At 46.6% G+C, this 16,233-nt stretch carries 16 protein-coding genes; 13 read left to right on the top strand and 3 right to left on the bottom strand.

Annotation, left to right across the window (positions count from 1 at the left end):
* Positions 1–49 precede the first annotated feature (49 nt).
* Positions 50–853 carry a sporulation transcription factor Spo0A gene (gene spo0A / locus NYE49_RS12140; protein WP_003226427.1) on the top strand — a complete coding sequence of 268 codons (804 nt, stop codon included), beginning with the start codon at positions 50–52 and terminating at the stop codon, positions 851–853.
* 464 nt (positions 854–1,317) lie between these two features.
* On the opposite strand, the gene NYE49_RS12135 is transcribed toward spo0A, so the two are convergent.
* Positions 1,318–2,436 carry an NADH-dependent flavin oxidoreductase gene (locus tag NYE49_RS12135; protein ID WP_017696437.1) on the bottom strand — a complete coding sequence of 373 codons (1,119 nt, stop codon included), beginning with the start codon at positions 2,434–2,436 and terminating at the stop codon, positions 1,318–1,320.
* Between the two features lie 72 nt (positions 2,437–2,508).
* Positions 2,509–2,661 carry a hypothetical protein gene (locus tag NYE49_RS12130; protein ID WP_015384065.1) on the bottom strand — a complete coding sequence of 51 codons (153 nt, stop codon included), beginning with the start codon at positions 2,659–2,661 and terminating at the stop codon, positions 2,509–2,511.
* Between the two features lie 307 nt (positions 2,662–2,968).
* On the opposite strand from NYE49_RS12130, the gene NYE49_RS12125 reads away from it, so the two are divergent.
* The 9 genes from NYE49_RS12125 to prpB all read left to right on the top strand — a co-directional run bounded on the left by NYE49_RS12125 (position 2,969) and on the right by prpB (position 11,580).
* On the top strand, positions 2,969–3,265 hold the full coding sequence (locus NYE49_RS12125) for a hypothetical protein (RefSeq protein ID WP_014480225.1): 297 nt from the start codon (positions 2,969–2,971) through the stop codon (positions 3,263–3,265).
* A gap of 19 nt (positions 3,266–3,284) precedes the next feature.
* Positions 3,285–3,905, top strand: a complete 621-nt coding sequence (locus NYE49_RS12120) for an N-acetylmuramoyl-L-alanine amidase (RefSeq protein ID WP_080344210.1) — start codon at positions 3,285–3,287, stop codon at positions 3,903–3,905.
* Between the two features lie 72 nt (positions 3,906–3,977).
* Positions 3,978–4,709, top strand: coding sequence for a glycerophosphodiester phosphodiesterase (locus tag NYE49_RS12115; protein WP_047182859.1), 732 nt, complete (start codon positions 3,978–3,980; stop codon positions 4,707–4,709).
* Positions 4,710–4,836: 127 nt separating this feature from the next.
* The gene (locus NYE49_RS12110; protein ID WP_047182858.1) at positions 4,837–6,018 is read left to right on the top strand and encodes an acetyl-CoA C-acetyltransferase; all 1,182 of its coding nucleotides are present in this window, start codon (positions 4,837–4,839) and stop codon (positions 6,016–6,018) included.
* Between the two features lie 24 nt (positions 6,019–6,042).
* Positions 6,043–6,906, top strand: coding sequence for a 3-hydroxybutyryl-CoA dehydrogenase (locus tag NYE49_RS12105; RefSeq protein WP_015384060.1), 864 nt, complete (start codon positions 6,043–6,045; stop codon positions 6,904–6,906).
* A gap of 27 nt (positions 6,907–6,933) precedes the next feature.
* Complete coding sequence (locus NYE49_RS12100; RefSeq protein WP_047182857.1) at positions 6,934–8,073, top strand: acyl-CoA dehydrogenase; 1,140 nt, start codon at positions 6,934–6,936, stop codon at positions 8,071–8,073.
* Between the two features lie 33 nt (positions 8,074–8,106).
* Positions 8,107–9,225 (top strand): citrate synthase, encoded by a 1,119-nt coding sequence (mmgD, locus tag NYE49_RS12095; RefSeq protein WP_047182856.1) that lies wholly within the window; start codon positions 8,107–8,109, stop codon positions 9,223–9,225.
* 14 nt (positions 9,226–9,239) lie between these two features.
* A complete protein-coding gene (locus NYE49_RS12090) occupies positions 9,240–10,658 on the top strand; it encodes a bifunctional 2-methylcitrate dehydratase/aconitate hydratase (protein ID WP_080344209.1) in 1,419 nt (472 codons plus the stop codon).
* A gap of 16 nt (positions 10,659–10,674) precedes the next feature.
* Positions 10,675–11,580 carry a methylisocitrate lyase gene (prpB, locus tag NYE49_RS12085; RefSeq protein ID WP_015384056.1) on the top strand — a complete coding sequence of 302 codons (906 nt, stop codon included), beginning with the start codon at positions 10,675–10,677 and terminating at the stop codon, positions 11,578–11,580.
* A gap of 41 nt (positions 11,581–11,621) precedes the next feature.
* Here the strand turns inward: prpB and NYE49_RS12080 are convergent, their stop codons facing one another.
* Positions 11,622–11,858, bottom strand: a complete 237-nt coding sequence (locus NYE49_RS12080) for a DUF2627 domain-containing protein (RefSeq protein ID WP_003230304.1) — start codon at positions 11,856–11,858, stop codon at positions 11,622–11,624.
* 152 nt (positions 11,859–12,010) lie between these two features.
* On the opposite strand from NYE49_RS12080, the gene NYE49_RS12075 reads away from it, so the two are divergent.
* The 3 genes from NYE49_RS12075 to bcd all read left to right on the top strand — a co-directional run bounded on the left by NYE49_RS12075 (position 12,011) and on the right by bcd (position 16,219).
* Positions 12,011–14,089, top strand: coding sequence for a sigma-54-dependent Fis family transcriptional regulator (locus tag NYE49_RS12075; protein ID WP_047182854.1), 2,079 nt, complete (start codon positions 12,011–12,013; stop codon positions 14,087–14,089).
* A gap of 124 nt (positions 14,090–14,213) precedes the next feature.
* Positions 14,214–15,113: a phosphate butyryltransferase gene (yqiS, locus tag NYE49_RS12070; RefSeq protein ID WP_047182853.1), complete on the top strand. Its 900-nt coding sequence runs from the start codon at positions 14,214–14,216 to the stop codon at positions 15,111–15,113.
* Between the two features lie 11 nt (positions 15,114–15,124).
* Complete coding sequence (gene bcd / locus NYE49_RS12065) at positions 15,125–16,219, top strand: branched-chain amino acid dehydrogenase (RefSeq protein WP_003230309.1); 1,095 nt, start codon at positions 15,125–15,127, stop codon at positions 16,217–16,219.
* The last annotated feature ends 14 nt before the right edge of the window (positions 16,220–16,233 follow it).

The raw sequence follows: 16,233 nt of genomic DNA, 5'->3' as shown, positions 1-16,233 counted from the left end.
ACATGTAGCAAGGGTGAATCCTGTTAACTACATTTGGGGAGGAAGAAACGTGGAGAAAATTAAAGTTTGTGTTGCTGATGATAATCGAGAGCTGGTAAGCCTGTTAAGTGAATATATAGAAGGACAGGAAGACATGGAAGTGATTGGCGTTGCTTATAACGGACAGGAATGCCTGTCGTTGTTTAAAGAAAAAGATCCCGATGTGCTCGTATTAGATATTATTATGCCGCATTTAGACGGACTTGCGGTTTTAGAGAGGCTGAGGGAATCAGATCTGAAAAAACAGCCGAATGTCATTATGCTGACAGCCTTTGGACAGGAAGATGTCACGAAAAAGGCCGTCGATTTAGGCGCGTCCTACTTTATTCTCAAACCGTTTGATATGGAAAACCTTGTCGGCCATATCCGCCAGGTCAGCGGAAATGCCAGCAGTGTGACGCATCGTGCGCCATCATCGCAAAGCAGTATTATACGCAGCAGCCAGCCTGAACCAAAGAAGAAAAATCTCGACGCGAGCATCACAAGCATTATCCATGAAATCGGCGTCCCAGCCCATATTAAAGGCTATCTCTATCTGCGCGAAGCAATCTCAATGGTATACAATGACATCGAATTGCTCGGCAGCATTACAAAAGTCCTCTATCCGGACATCGCCAAAAAATTTAACACAACCGCAAGCCGTGTAGAAAGAGCGATCCGCCATGCAATTGAAGTGGCATGGAGCAGAGGAAACATTGATTCCATTTCCTCGTTGTTCGGTTATACAGTCAGCATGACAAAAGCTAAACCTACCAACAGTGAATTCATTGCAATGGTTGCGGATAAGCTGAGATTAGAACATAAGGCTTCTTAAACATGAGCTTATTAAGTGGTCATTAAATCAAACGTCTTTTATTTATTAGTTTGCGCTGATAAATAGGAGGCGTTTTGTTTTGGGGACATTTGTTAGTATGGGAGAAGAATAGTAAGTATCCGCATATAGTAAAGGATAGGTTTGAAAAGTAAGGAAAGCTAATGGCGGTATTACCTGCACTTTTGGTTCATTCATACATCTTATAGGATCACGAAGCATGATCGACTCAGATGTGTCCGTTATAAAATGAAACCTTTCTCCTGCAAAATCGTAAGTAAGGCGTATTAATGTAAAAAGGAGACGTACGAATGAAAAAGAAAAAAGCAAGAAAGCGTGAGGGGTTTTTCCTAGATTTTCTTTTCGAAGTAGGTGGGGAGCTCTTTCTTTTGCTGTTTAGATGTGTACACAAACTATTTATATAAAGGGAAAAAAGACTGCCGAATCGGTACGGCAGTCTTTGCATATTAATCTTTATAAGGCACCCAGCCTGGCGTGTTCACAATTGCTTGCCATAGCGGTTCAGGCAAATGATATTTTTCTTTATCTGTGCCTTTGATCACTGTTTCGATTTGCTTTTCACGGCCTTCTTTTACTTTTACCGTCCAGTCAGGGTCAACTAGAATTTCGCGTCCCATAGCGACTAGCGGAATACCGTTTTCGATGACGGCAAGCGCGTCATCAGCGGAATGGATGGAACCGACGGCGATCAGCGGCACTTTGTTTCCGACACGTTCATTCAATAAGTCCATGCGTGTGCGAGTCGGATCTGCACCGCGGCGCGCTTTTGAGTTCACGTCCATCAGTGAGATATGAAGATAATCCAATTCTTTATCCCCTAAAGCATCAACAAGCGTATAAGTCTCAGTCATTGTCAATCCCGGTGTCTCAGGTTCTTCCGGAGACAGACGGTATCCGACTAGGAACGCACCCTTCGCATGTTCTGAAGCGGCTTTTTTCACTTCATCGACAATAGCGAGCGGGAAGGCTAATCGTTTTTCATCGCTTCCTCCCCAGCGATCCGTGCGCTGATTGGTTTTCGGAGAATAAAACTGCTGAATCAAGTAGCCGTTTGCCCCGTGAATTTCGACACCGTCAAAGCCGGCTTCAATGGCGCGTCTTGTCGCTTCTCCAAACGCCTTCACAATGTTTTCCACTTCTTCTTCTTTTAATGCGCGAGCAATTTGTTTGCCGTTATCAAACACGTCACTTGGCCCCACAACATCCTGTTGAGGAACGAGCTCAGACGGGCACTCAATACCGCCGTGATGAATTTGTACAACGGCTTTAGCGCCTTGTGCCTGAATGGCTTGTGCTAACTTTTTTAAACCTGGAATGTTGGAATCGTCATGGATGGCCGGCTGCCCGGGGAATGCTTTTCCGTCCGGTGTAACATTTGCGCAGGCTGTAATCACCATTCCCATCTCTTTTGAACGGGGGATGATGTAGTCGAGCTCCGCTTCAGATATTGTACCGTCTTCATTAGAAGCGTAATGAGTCATCGGTGCTACCGCGATCCGGTTGTCGATTGTAACGCCGCTTTTAAACGTAAATGGTTCAAACAGTGGCTTATACTTAGGATTCATTTGATCATCTTCTTTCGTTTGGATTCGCACATATTCTAGCCTATATGTAAAAATTAATGCAATTGATCTGCTTTACCGACTGAATATCTTGAATGCAGAGTGATGTTTTCGCCGCTCTTTTTCGGGACCTTTGTAGCCGCCGCTGATTTGGTGGCCGATGGAGCATGTGATGACAGCTGCCGCCAGCAGCAGAACGAATTTTTTCATGGCTTTAACTTCTTTCAATAAAGTAAATATCCTTTAAAAGGTTACGCTTGGCTGACCCACCCGTCAAACGATTTGCTCACCCTATTCTCAAATTTTTTAAAATGAATAAAAAGTTGCTTCTTTCCGCTAATTTTTTCTAATTGGCGCCTCAATTAGAGCCATCCTCATAGACAAATCTGCTCGTTATCTTTCTAACAACAGGAAATGATCGGGTCGTATAGCCCTTTTGAAAATCATGGAACTTGCTCGCCTGCATTCGCGTTGTCTTTACAAATTCGCCATTCTGGTCAAAGATAAAAGCCAAACATCAGGAAGAGGTGGTCATGTGAAACAAACGGTTCTTTTGCTGTTTACTGCGCTCTTTCTTTCGGGGTGCAGTGTTGCAAGTGCGGATGACTCAGTGCCAAGGTTTACCGAAGAGGGAAAATACATTGGCTCGGCTGATCCTCATACGATTGCGGTTTCTCTTAATGGAGAAGAAACCATGATACAAGTTCCGAAGGATAAACGTGATGAATGTGAATCACTGCCAGATCAGACACATGTCCTGGTGAAATATACAAAGAAGGATAATGGAACTTTACAGCTGGAAGATATTCAGCTGCGAAAGAACTCGTCATAAAAAGACCGGAGGGAGTAAGTTGAGAATGTTATGGAGGAGCTTGGCGCTGTGCAGATTGGCTTTGACGCTCGCGCCTTGTGCACAGGCAGCAGAGCCGATAGAAGGGAAAACGGTGTATATTGATGCCGGACACGGCAGTGAAGATAGTGGAGCGGTCGGAAACGGGCTCTTTGAAAAGGATATTAATTTGGCTGTCTCAGAGCATGTGACAGACAAACTAAAAGAGGAGGGAGCCAATCCTGTTGCATCCCGGTCTGACGATCATTTTCTGACCTTGGAGGAAAGAGTGGCTAAGGCAAGTGCCAATCAGGCTGACCTTTTTGTCAGCATTCATGTGAATTCTGGGGTTGCTTCAGCTTCAGGAACAGAAACGTATTTTCAATCTGATTATGAAGGGGAGAACAGCCGGCGTCTGGCATCCGATATTCAGTCAGAGCTCGTTTCTTCCTTACAAACGAGAGACAGGGGCGTGAAAGAATCAGACTTTTACGTCATTACATATTCACAAATGCCAAGCGTGTTGGCGGAGCTTGGGTTTATCACTAACAGCTCTGATGCGGACAAGCTGGGAAGTGAAGAATACCAGCAAAAGGCCGCCGATGCGATTGTCAACGGCATTGATTCTTATTATGATCAGTAGATTGCCTTAATCCTAGAGTGGAGCCGACAAAATAAGTATAATGGAGAAAACTTTAGGGTTTGAGGTGAAACGATGACAAAGATTTTTGCCCACCGGGGGGCATCAGGTCAATTTCCCGAAAATACAATGCTTGCATTTGAAAAAGGAATTGAAGCCGGAGCAGATGGGATAGAGCTTGATGTACAGCTGACGAAAGACGGACGCATTGTTGTGATTCATGATGAAAGACTTAACCGCACGACATCACTTAAAGGATTCGTGAAGGATACAACCTATGATGAGGTAAAGACTGCGAATGCGGCCGCTGGTCACGATCAAGCGTACAGCGATATAAAAGTGCCGCTGCTAGAAGATGTGCTCTCGTGGGCGGTAAAAAAGGATTTTCTCATCAACATTGAATTAAAAAACAGCGTGATCCGCTATGAGGGAATGGAAGAAAAAGTGCTGGAGGCAGTGAAGCGATTCAATGTAGAGGAGAGAGTCATCCTATCCACCTTTAATCATGACAGCTTGGCGCTATGCGCCCGGCTTGCACCGCATATCGAACGGGCAGTATTAACTTCAGATGTGCTTTATCAGGCAGATCAATATATCATATCTATTCCGGCTTCCGGCTATCACCCGAAGCTAAACAGCCCAGGGGCCACAGATGAAGTGCTGAAGAAAATGAGGAACAGTTCGATTAAGGTAAGGCCGTATACAGTCAATCGTCCGGAAGATATGAAGCGTCTCATTGAAGCGGGAGCAGACGGCATGTTTACCGACTTTCCAGAAAAGGCTGCGGCATTGCTGAAAAATGAATAGTTGTTTAGAAGGAGGCTGTTTGACGCAGCCTTCTTTTTTCATTCATTCATGCCCGTTTCAAAGCATACATTCATAGAAGACAACTAGAAATTGTAAGCGCTGTCTATCTTCTGAATGAGGTGAAACCATGAGGAAAACAGTCATTGTAAGTGCTGCAAGAACTCCATTTGGCAAATTCGGCGGAGTATTGAAAGAGGTGAAAGCTGCTGAGCTTGGGGGCATTGTGATGAAGGAGGCGCTGCAACGGGCTGGAGTCTCTGGAGATGATGTAGAAGGAAACGTCATGGGCATGGTTGTCCAGGCCGGCTCAGGGCAGATACCTTCCCGTCAAGCTGCCCGTCTGGCGGGAATGCCTTGGAGTGTGCCGTCAGAAACACTGAATAAAGTCTGTGCTTCCGGCCTTCGCGCTGTCACTTTATGTGATCAAATGATTCGGGCGCAGGATGCGGACATACTTGTTGCGGGGGGGATGGAAAGCATGAGCAATATTCCGTATGCCGTTCCCGCCGGGCGCTGGGGAGCAAGGATGGGGGACGGCGAGCTTAGGGACTTAATGGTGTATGACGGATTAACGTGCGCATTTGACGAGGTGCACATGGCTGTTCACGGAAATACAGCTGCCAAGGAATATGCAATCTCACGAAGAGAGCAGGACGAATGGGCGTTGAGAAGTCATGCAAGGGCAGCTAAGGCAGCCGATGAAGGGAAGTTTCAGGATGAAATTGTTCCCGTCAACTGGATCGGTCGAAAAGGAAAACCAAACGTTGTTGATAAAGATGAAGCGATTCGCCGTGACACAAGTCTGGATCAGCTCGCGAAACTTGCTCCGATTTATGCAAGTGACGGTTCTATCACAGCCGGCAATGCTCCTGGGGTCAATGACGGAGCCGGCGCGTTCGTGCTGATGTCTGAGGAAAAAGCTGCTGAGCTTGGCAAACGGCCTCTGGCTACAATTCTTGGTTTTTCAACTACGGGAATGCCAGCGCACGAGCTGGCGGCAGCGCCGGGATTTGCCATTAACAAGCTCCTGAAAAAGAACGATTTAACTGTCCAAGATATTGACTTGTTTGAAGTAAATGAAGCTTTTGCTTCAGTTGTTTTGACATGTGAAAAAATCGTAGGTTTCGATCTTGAAAAAGTAAATGTAAATGGCGGTGCGATCGCGCTCGGCCACCCGATCGGCGCGAGCGGGGCAAGAATTCTCATGACGCTTGTTTATGAATTAAAGCGCCGGGGAGGGGGGCTCGGCGTTGCCGCTATTTGCAGCGGGGCAGCACAGGGAGACGCCGTCTTAGTGCAGGTTCATTAAAACATGATGAAAAAGGGGATTTGAATGGAAATCAAACAAATCATGGTAGCTGGCGCAGGTCAGATGGGAAGCGGAATTGCTCAAACAGCTGCCGACGCGGGCTTTTATGTACGGATGTACGATGTGAATAAAGAGGCTGCGGAGGCAGGATTGAAACGGCTGAAGAAACAGCTGGCCCGTGATGCTGAGAAAGGAAAAAGGACCGAGACGGAAGTGAAGAGCGTAATCAGCCGCATTTCGATTTCTCAAACGCTTGAGGAGGCAGAGCATGCGGACATTGTGATTGAGGCTATCGCAGAAAACATGGCGGCAAAAACTGAGATGTTTAAAACACTTGATCGCATGTGCCCGCCTCATACGATTTTGGCCAGCAATACATCTTCCTTGCCTATTACAGAAATCGCTGCTGTAACAAACCGGCCTCAACGGGTTATTGGCATGCATTTTATGAATCCCGTCCCTGTAATGAAGCTGGTTGAAGTGATTCGCGGCTTGGCTACATCAGAAGAAACGGCCTTAGATGTTATGGCATTAGCGGAAAAGATGGGGAAAACAGCGGTAGAAGTCAATGATTTTCCTGGGTTTGTTTCCAACCGTGTGCTTCTTCCAATGATTAATGAAGCCATCTATTGCGTGTATGAGGGAGTGGCGAAGCCGGAGGCGATAGACGAAGTGATGAAGCTGGGCATGAATCATCCGATGGGGCCGCTTGCATTAGCGGATTTTATCGGACTGGATACGTGTTTATCAATTATGGAAGTCCTTCACTCAGGCCTTGGCGATTCCAAATACCGTCCTTGCCCGCTGCTCCGCAAGTATGTCAAAGCAGGCTGGCTTGGCAAAAAGAGCGGACGCGGTTTTTATGACTATGAGGAGAGGACTTCCTGAAGTCTATTCCATCCGGGGGTGGCCGAGTTGCATGTAACCCAAGAGCAAGTCATGATGCGAAAGATGGTGCGTGATTTTGCACGAAAAGAAATTGCTCCTGCTGCGGAAATCATGGAGAAAACGGACGAATTTCCCTTTCAGCTGATCAAAAAAATGGGCGAATACGGCCTGATGGGAATACCGGTGCCGGAACAATACGGCGGTGCCGGGGCGGACGTTGTTTCTTATATTTTGGCGATTCATGAGATTTCTAGAATCAGCGCGGCTGTCGGCGTGATTCTCTCCGTTCATACCTCAGTCGGCACAAATCCGATTCTGTATTTCGGAAACGAAGAACAGAAGATGAAATATATACCAAAGCTCGCGTCAGGAGACCATTTGGGCGCATTTGCACTAACGGAGCCTCACTCGGGGTCGGATGCCGGGAGCCTTCGCACAACAGCAATCAAAAAGAACGGCAAATATCTATTAAACGGATCGAAAATATTCATAACGAATGGCGGAGCAGCTGATATCTATATCACATTTGCTTTAACAGCTCCAGATCAAGGCAGGCACGGGATTTCGGCTTTTATTGTTGAAAAAAACACACCCGGTTTTACCGTTGGAAAAAAAGAAAGAAAGCTGGGGCTTTATGGCTCCAATACTACGGAACTGATTTTTGATAATGCAGAAGTGCCTGAAGCCAATTTGCTTGGCAAAGAGGGGGATGGCTTTCACATTGCTATGGCGAATTTAAATGTCGGCCGGATCGGCATTGCGGCACAGGCGCTCGGAATTGCAGAGGCGGCTCTTGAGCATGCCGTTAATTATGCGAAGCAGCGAGTGCAATTTGGAAGACCGATCGCAGCCAATCAAGCCATTTCATTTAAGCTGGCTGATATGGCGACTAGGGCTGAGGCGGCAAGACATCTTGTCTACCACGCTGCAGACCTTCATAACCGTGGCCTAAATTGTGGAAAAGAAGCGTCTATGGCTAAACAATTTGCTTCCGATGCAGCCGTGAAGGCGGCGTTAGACGCCGTTCAAATTTATGGGGGATATGGCTATATGAAGGATTATCCGGTTGAGCGCCTGCTTCGCGATGCAAAGGTGACGCAAATCTATGAAGGGACGAACGAGATTCAAAGACTGATTATTTCCAAGTATTTGCTTGGCGGAACCTGATAGACAAAAAACGCAAAAACGGAGGTTGAGGATATGGAGGAGAAACAGCATTATTCTCCTGGGTTGGACGGTGTGATTGCGGCAGAAACTCATATTTCTTATCTTGACACCCAGTCCAGCCAGATTTTGATACGAGGCTATGATTTAATAGAACTTTCTGAAACAAAAAGCTATCTGGAGCTTGTCCATTTATTGCTGGAGGGCAGGCTGCCAGAAGAAAGTGAAATGGAGACGCTGGAACATAAAATAAACAGTGCCTCAAGCCTGCCTGCTGATCATCTCCGTCTGCTTGAGCTGCTCCCTGAGGACACTCATCCAATGGATAGTCTGCGTACCGGCCTGTCGGCACTTGCTGGCTATGATCGGCAAATTGATGATCGGTCTCCTTCCGCAAACAAAGAACGCGCCTATCAGCTTCTTGGGAAAATGCCTGCCCTCACTGCTGCCAGCTACAGGATCATTAATAAGAAAGAGCCGATTCTTCCGCTTCAAACCCTATCCTACAGTGCGAATTTTCTATACATGATGACAGGGAAACTGCCGTCTTCATTGGAAGAACAGATTTTTGACCGGTCGCTCGTCCTGTACAGTGAGCATGAGATGCCGAATTCAACCTTTGCGGCCAGGGTCATTGCATCTACACATTCAGATCTTTATGGGGCTTTGACTGGGGCTGTCGCTTCCCTGAAAGGGAATCTTCACGGAGGAGCAAACGAAGCTGTAATGTATTTGCTTTTGGAGGCAAAAACGACATCTGATTTTGAGCAGCTTCTGCAAACAAAACTGAAAAGAAAAGAAAAAATCATGGGCTTCGGCCACCGGGTGTATATGAAAAAAATGGACCCGAGAGCACTCATGATGAAAGAGGCGCTGCAGCAATTATGCGATAAAGCCGGTGACCATCGTTTATATGAGATGTGTGAAGCGGGTGAGCGGCTGATGGAGAAGGAAAAAGGGCTTTACCCGAATTTGGATTACTATGCTGCCCCGGTGTATTGGATGCTCGGCATACCGATTCCTTTATATACGCCGGTCTTTTTCAGCGCGAGAACGTCCGGTTTATGCGCTCATGTGATCGAACAGCATGCCAATAATCGGCTCTTCCGCCCCCGTGTCAGTTACATGGGCCCGCGATATCAAACAAAATCATGAAAGGAGCTGGTAGAATGCCGAAAACGGATCGTGTTATCGAAGAAATCACAGACTATGTGCTTGAAAAAGAGATTACAAGTGCCGAAGCGTATACAACAGCGGGGCATGTATTACTGGATACCCTGGGCTGCGGGATCTTGGCGCTACGGTATCCGGAATGCACAAAGCTGCTTGGCCCGATTGTTCCAGGAACGACTGTGCCGAATGGAAGCAAAGTACCGGGAACGTCATATGTTCTCGATCCTGTGAGGGCAGCGTTTAATATCGGCTGCATGATTCGCTGGCTCGATTACAACGATACGTGGCTGGCGGCGGAGTGGGGGCATCCATCCGATAACTTGGGAGGGATCCTTGCCGCTGCTGATTATGTATCAAGAGTGAGGCTGTCTGAAGGAAAAGAGCCGTTAACGGTACGCGACGTACTTGAGATGATGATCAAAGCGCACGAGATTCAAGGTGTGCTGGCGTTAGAAAACAGCTTAAATCGAGTTGGCCTTGACCATGTGCTGTTTGTCAAAGTTGCGACAACCGCTGTTGCGGCAAAGCTTTTGGGCGGCGGTAGAGAAGAAATCAAAAATGCGCTTTCGAATGCATGGATTGACAATGCAGCATTGAGGACATACCGCCATTCACCGAATACAGGCTCGCGTAAATCATGGGCGGCAGGAGATGCAACGAGCAGAGGTGTTCATTTGGCGCTGATGTCGTTAAAAGGGGAAATGGGTTATCCGACAGCCCTGAGTGCACAGGGTTGGGGGTTCCAAGACGTTTTATTCAATAAGAAAGAGATCAAGCTTGCCCGACCGCTCGACGCTTATGTCATGGAAAATGTGTTATTTAAAGTGTCTTATCCTGCGGAATTTCACGCCCAGACAGCGGCGGAGTGCGCCGTCATTCTTCACCCGCAGGTAAAGAACCGGATTGACGAGATTGACCGAGTTGTCATCAGAACGCATGAATCCGCTATCCGAATCATTGATAAAAAAGGCCCGCTCCACAATCCGGCAGACCGTGATCACTGCCTCCAATACATTACAGCAATCGGTTTGCTTTTTGGTGATATCACCGCACAGCATTATGAAGCTGAAACAGCGAATGATCCGAGAATAGATAATCTTCGTGATAAAATGGAAGTGACTGAAAATAAAACATATACCGAGGATTATTTGAAACCTGATAAACGTTCCATCTCAAATGCCGTTCAGGTTCATTTTAAAGACGGAACGAGCACGGAAATGGTGGAATGTGAGTTTCCCCTCGGCCATCGTTTTCGAAGAGAGGAAGCAGTGCCGAAACTGCTGGAAAAGTTTTCTGACAATCTCAAAACCCATTTTCCTGATAAACAGCACAAACACATTTATGAGCGCTGTACCAGCTATGAGACATTACAAACGATGCGCGTAAATGAATTCGTAGACATGTTCTGCATGTAAAAGGGGGATTTGTTTCATGTCGTGGATCGTCAATAAGCAATCGTCACAAGAGGAGCTTGCCGGGCGTTTCCGCAAGCTGATGTCAGCACCGGACATTCTTCAAATTCCCGGCGCCCATGACGGGATGGCCGCTTTGCTTGCGAAAGAAGCCGGTTTTTCTGCTATTTATTTGTCCGGTGCTGCCTATACAGCCAGCAGGGGGCTGCCTGATTTAGGGATCATCACATCGGCAGAGATAGCTGAACGGGCCAAAGATCTTGTGCGTGCAGCTGATCTGCCTCTGCTTGTGGATATCGATACGGGATTTGGCGGTGTCTTAAATGCCGCCCGAACAGCCCGGGAGATGCTTGAAGCCAGGGTAGCAGCCGTTCAAATAGAAGACCAGCAGCTCCCAAAAAAATGCGGACATTTAAATGGCAAACAGCTAGTTCCGATAAAGGAAATGGCGCAAAAAATAAAAGCCATTAAACAAACGGCACCCTCCCTTATTGTTGTTGCTCGTACTGATGCCAGGGCGCAGGAAGGGCTTGATGCCGCAATAAAACGTTCAGAGGCTTACATTGAGGCGGGAGCGGACGCAATTTTCCCGGAAGCGCTACAGGCGGAGAATGAATTCCGCCAGTTTGCTGAGCGTATCCCCGTTCCGCTCCTTGCGAATATGACTGAATTTGGGAAAACGCCGTATTATCGTGCCGATGAATTCGAAGATATGGGGTTTCACATGGTGATATATCCTGTCACCTCGCTTCGGGCGGCGGCAAAAGCTTGTGAGCGGATGTTTGGTTTGATGAAGGAGCACGGGTCACAAAAAGAAGGACTTCAAGATATGCAGACACGAAAAGAACTGTACGATACGATTTCTTATTATGATTATGAAGCGTTAGACAAAACGATTGCCAAGACCGTTTTGCCTGACGAATAATGCAACAAAAAAAGCCGGAGCATTCTCCGGCTTTTTTTCAGCTATCGTTTTCTGAATCGCGGGCTGACTTGATTGCGTTTTCTGTCTCTGTATAAAATGAACCCGGCCAGCACATAGAGGCCGATCGCAAAAAAGATGAATCCTGACAACCCTTGGAGCCAAAGAGCTGAAAATGGCTTGATTGTATGGCCGAAAAGTGTATCTCTCATCAGTTTAATGCCTAAAGCAGAAATAGCCCCGGGGATGACTAATATTAAAAGCGCAAGAAGTCGGCTCATCTTCAGAAAACCCCTTTATCTTTTCATTTCCTTTATTGTCCAGCGGAAAAAATATTTTGTCAAGAGAAGAAAACGTGGTAACATAGGGTTGTGCAAATTATTGCAACGGAATAAATAGGTGTGCAAATTTTTTCATACAAAGGGGTATCGGGATGCAAAAGGTACTGATAGTAGGTGCCGGCAAAAGGGGAACGGCGTTATTACATATTCTGATTAAAACAGCCATCATAGATATCATTGCCGTAGTTGACAAAGACCCCGAGGCGCCGGGATTGAAAGAAGCAGAACAGTATGGGATTGCCGTATCATCTGATTGGAAACCTTACATACAACAAAAACCGGATATCGTCATTCATACCACCGGCGATCAAGCCGTGTTTGACGAGCTCCTTCAAAGAAAGCATGAAGATACCATTGTCATGCCGGGAAAAATGGCATACATCGTTTTTCAGCTGATGGAAGAAAAGCAGCACCTGATTCAAATGCTAAAAGAGCAAACCTATAAATATGACAGAATTTTTAACTCCACCCATGATGGAATGATTTTTATTGATATCAATGAAGAAATCATTCTCTTTAACCATATGGCCGAAAAAATGGTCGAAAAAAAACGTGAGGAAGTCATTGGGCGCCCAATAAAAGAAGTGATTCCGAGCACTAAGATGCCGCGGATTTTAAAAACAAGAGTGCCTGAATACAACCAGAAGCAGCTGTTAGGCGATCATTTGCAAATTGTGACCACAAGACTGCCGATTATTGATGAAGGCGGACGTCTGCTCGGGGCTCTTTGTGTGTTTAAAGATATCACTGATGCGGTCGAGCTGGCAGAGGAAGTGACCAACTTAAAGCAGGTCCGTACGATGCTGGAGGCGATTATTCAATCCTCCGATGAGGCGATTTCTGTCGTTGATGAAAACGGCATCGGCCTGCTAATCAATAAAGCGTATACGAAAATGACGGGGCTTTCTGAAAAAGAAGTCATCGGCAAGCCTGCAAACACTGATATTTCCGAAGGTGAAAGCATGCATTTAAAGGTGCTTGAAACAAGACGTCCTGTCCGCGGTGTCAGAATGAAGGTCGGCCCGAATGAAAAAGAGGTCATCGTTAATGTAGCACCGGTGATTGTGGACGGGATTTTGAAAGGCAGCGTCGGCGTGATTCACGATGTTTCCGAAATTAAAATGCTGACAGCGGAGCTTAACCGCGCCAGACAAATTATTCGCACGCTTGAAGCGAAATACACGTTTGACGACATTATCGGCAAAAGCGAGCAAATGCTGGTTGCGCTTGAGCAGGCGAAGCTCGGTGCGAAAACACCGGCAACCATCTTGCTGCGCGGGGAATCAGGAACAGGAAAAGAACTGTTCGCCCATGCCATCCATAACGAAAGTGACCGGAAATACAATAAATTTATTCGCGTGAATTGTGCAGCCCTTTCTGAAAACCTGCTCGAATCAGAATTGTTCGGCTATGAGGATGGTGCGTTTTCAGGAGCGAAGCGCGGCGGTAAAAAGGGTTTATTTGAAGAAGCAAATAACGGCAGTATTTTCTTAGATGAAATCGGTGAGCTGACACAAAATATGCAGGCCAAATTACTACGCGTCCTTCAAGAAAAGGAAATCGTCAGAGTGGGCGGCACGAAAGCGATCCCTGTCAACGTCAGAGTGATCGCGGCAACAAATGTAAATATTGAAAAGGCGATGGCGGATGGAAAGTTTCGCGAAGACCTGTATTACCGGATCAACCGCTATCCCATCTCCATTCCGCCTTTGCGTCAGCGGTTGGAGGACATTGAAGCACTAAGCGTCAGACTTATCCAAAAGATCAACCGGGATTACGGCAGGAATGTAAAAGGGCTCTCGCAGCAAGCCTTGCGCGCCTTATCTGCTTACCATTGGCCTGGGAATGTCCGCGAGCTTGAAAATGTCCTTGGACGAGCCATGATTTTTCTCAATCCGCATATGGAATGGATTGAAAAAGATCATTTGCCTATATTTGAACTTGAGCAAAAAGAAAATGACACAGATCAGGGGACAGGTTTTGATTTTCCGGATATTGAAGGGGAAAAGCTGTCTGTCGCAGTAGAAAAATTTGAAGCGCATTTGATCCAGCAAACGCTTGAAAAGCATCATTTTAACCGGACAAAAACAGCAAAAGCTCTCGGTGTTAGCATTCGGAACTTATATTACAAAATGGATAAATATGGCCTTGCAAATGAAGGCATGCAATAATTTGCAGAATAAACGCAAACATCTGCACGAATGTTTCAATATATCTGGTATGACAGCACCCTTAAGAGCTGGCACGGAACTTGCATAATAAAAGGCGGAGTCGAAACAAGAAAGGTGGTAGCAGATGAAGCTGAAAGATTTAATCGGCAAAGCGTCGATACACAAAAACAAGACTATTGCGGTTGCTCATGCTGAGGATGAGGAAGTGATCCGGGCTGTAAAGCTGGCTGCCGAGCACCTATCCGCCCGTTTCTTGTTAACGGGCGACAGCAAAAAACTGAACGAGCTGACATCATCCATGCAAGGGCATCAAGTGGAAATCGTCCATGCCGATACACCTGAGGAGTCGGCGAAATTAGCGGTTCGTGCTGTACATCATAAAACAGCGGACGTTTTAATGAAAGGGAATGTGCCGACTTCTGTTTTGCTTAAAGCGGTATTGAACAGACAGGAGGGGCTTCGGTCATCAAGTGTCCTTTCCCACGTGGCTGTGTTTGATATACCGGATTTTGACAGATTGATGTTTGTAACAGATTCGGCAATGAATATTGCCCCTTCGCTGGAAGAGCTTCGGCAGATTTTGCAAAATGCAGTTCATGTGGCCCATGCAGTAGGGAACAATATGCCAAAAGCAGCTGCTCTGGCAGCGGTTGAAACGGTGAACCCAAAAATGGAAGCGACCGTGAATGCAGCTGCTCTAGCTCAAATGTACAAAAGGGGCCAGATCAAAGGCTGCATTGTTGATGGACCGCTTGCTTTGGATAACGCAGTTTCACAAATTGCCGCGGCCCAGAAAAACATTTCGGGAGACGTAGCGGGCAACGCAGATATCCTTCTCGTCCCAACAATTGAGGCCGGCAATATTTTATATAAATCACTGATTTATTTTGCCAAGGCCAGCGTGGCGGCTGTCATTACAGGAGCAAAAGCACCGATTGCCTTAACAAGCAGAGCGGACTCTGCTGAAAATAAACTGTATTCCATTGCGCTGGCAATATGCGCATCTGAAGAATACACACATTAGGAGGAACGAACATGGAACTTTTTAAATATATGGAGAAATACGATTACGAACAATTGGTATTCTGCCAGGATGAACAATCTGGATTAAAAGCGATTATCGCGATTCATGATACAACGCTTGGTCCGGCGCTTGGCGGAACGAGAATGTGGACATATGAAAATGAAGAAGCGGCAATTGAAGATGCGCTCAGATTGGCTAGAGGCATGACCTATAAGAATGCGGCGGCAGGCTTAAACCTTGGCGGCGGAAAAACAGTCATTATCGGCGATCCGCGCAAAGACAAAAATGAGGAAATGTTCCGCGCGTTTGGCCGCTATATTCAAGGGCTGAACGGCAGATACATCACGGCTGAAGATGTGGGCACAACGGTCGAGGATATGGATATCATTCATGATGAGACAGACTACGTTACAGGGATTTCTCCTGCTTTCGGCTCTTCTGGAAATCCTTCTCCAGTCACAGCGTACGGGGTGTATAGAGGAATGAAGGCAGCAGCTAAAGCTGCTTTCGGAACCGACTCTCTTGAAGGAAAAACCATTGCTGTACAGGGTGTTGGGAACGTAGCCTATAACCTTTGCCGCCACCTGCATGAAGAAGGAGCAAACTTAATCGTTACGGATATCAACAAACAATCTGTACAGCGTGCAGTTGAAGATTTTGGCGCCCGTGCTGTAGATCCTGATGACATTTATTCACAAGACTGCGATATTTATGCGCCGTGTGCCCTTGGTGCGACTATTAACGATGACACCATTAAACAGCTGAAGGCGAAAGTGATCGCAGGTGCGGCTAACAACCAATTAAAAGAAACCCGCCATGGTGATCAAATTCACGAAATGGGCATCGTTTATGCACCGGATTACGTGATTAACGCGGGCGGTGTTATCAACGTGGCAGATGAGCTTTACGGCTATAATGCAGAACGTGCATTGAAAAAAGTCGAAGGCATTTACGGCAATATCGAGCGTGTACTTGAAATTTCTCAGCGTGACGGCATTCCTGCATATTTAGCGGCTGACCGCTTAGCAGAGGAACGGATTGAACGCATGCGCCGCTCAAGAAGCCAGTTTTTGCAAAACGGCCACAGTGTATTAAGCAGACGTTAAGAAATTGATCTGGA

The sequence above is a fragment of the Bacillus sp. FSL L8-0358 genome (genome assembly GCF_038593095.1).
Classification (GTDB): Bacteria; Bacillota; Bacilli; order Bacillales; family Bacillaceae; genus Bacillus; species Bacillus subtilis.
The sequence above is the reverse complement of the archived record's forward strand: the minus strand, read 5'-3'. Positions and strand labels throughout refer to the sequence as shown.

What these genes read in the sequence shown, in the direction of transcription:
- NYE49_RS12135 (WP_017696437.1), bottom strand. Translation starts at nt 2,436, where the DNA reads ATGAATCCTAAGTATAAGCCACTGTTTGAACCATTTACGTTTAAAAGC.
- NYE49_RS12115 (WP_047182859.1), top strand. Translation starts at nt 3,978, where the DNA reads ATGACAAAGATTTTTGCCCACCGGGGGGCATCAGGTCAATTTCCCGAA.
- NYE49_RS12110 (WP_047182858.1), top strand. Translation starts at nt 4,837, where the DNA reads ATGAGGAAAACAGTCATTGTAAGTGCTGCAAGAACTCCATTTGGCAAA.
- NYE49_RS12105 (WP_015384060.1), top strand. Translation starts at nt 6,043, where the DNA reads ATGGAAATCAAACAAATCATGGTAGCTGGCGCAGGTCAGATGGGAAGC.
- mmgD (WP_047182856.1), top strand. Translation starts at nt 8,107, where the DNA reads ATGGAGGAGAAACAGCATTATTCTCCTGGGTTGGACGGTGTGATTGCG.
- NYE49_RS12090 (WP_080344209.1), top strand. Translation starts at nt 9,240, where the DNA reads ATGCCGAAAACGGATCGTGTTATCGAAGAAATCACAGACTATGTGCTT.
- prpB (WP_015384056.1), top strand. Translation starts at nt 10,675, where the DNA reads ATGTCGTGGATCGTCAATAAGCAATCGTCACAAGAGGAGCTTGCCGGG.
- NYE49_RS12080 (WP_003230304.1), bottom strand. Translation starts at nt 11,858, where the DNA reads ATGAGCCGACTTCTTGCGCTTTTAATATTAGTCATCCCCGGGGCTATT.
- NYE49_RS12075 (WP_047182854.1), top strand. Translation starts at nt 12,011, where the DNA reads ATGCAAAAGGTACTGATAGTAGGTGCCGGCAAAAGGGGAACGGCGTTA.
- yqiS (WP_047182853.1), top strand. Translation starts at nt 14,214, where the DNA reads ATGAAGCTGAAAGATTTAATCGGCAAAGCGTCGATACACAAAAACAAG.
- bcd (WP_003230309.1), top strand. Translation starts at nt 15,125, where the DNA reads ATGGAACTTTTTAAATATATGGAGAAATACGATTACGAACAATTGGTA.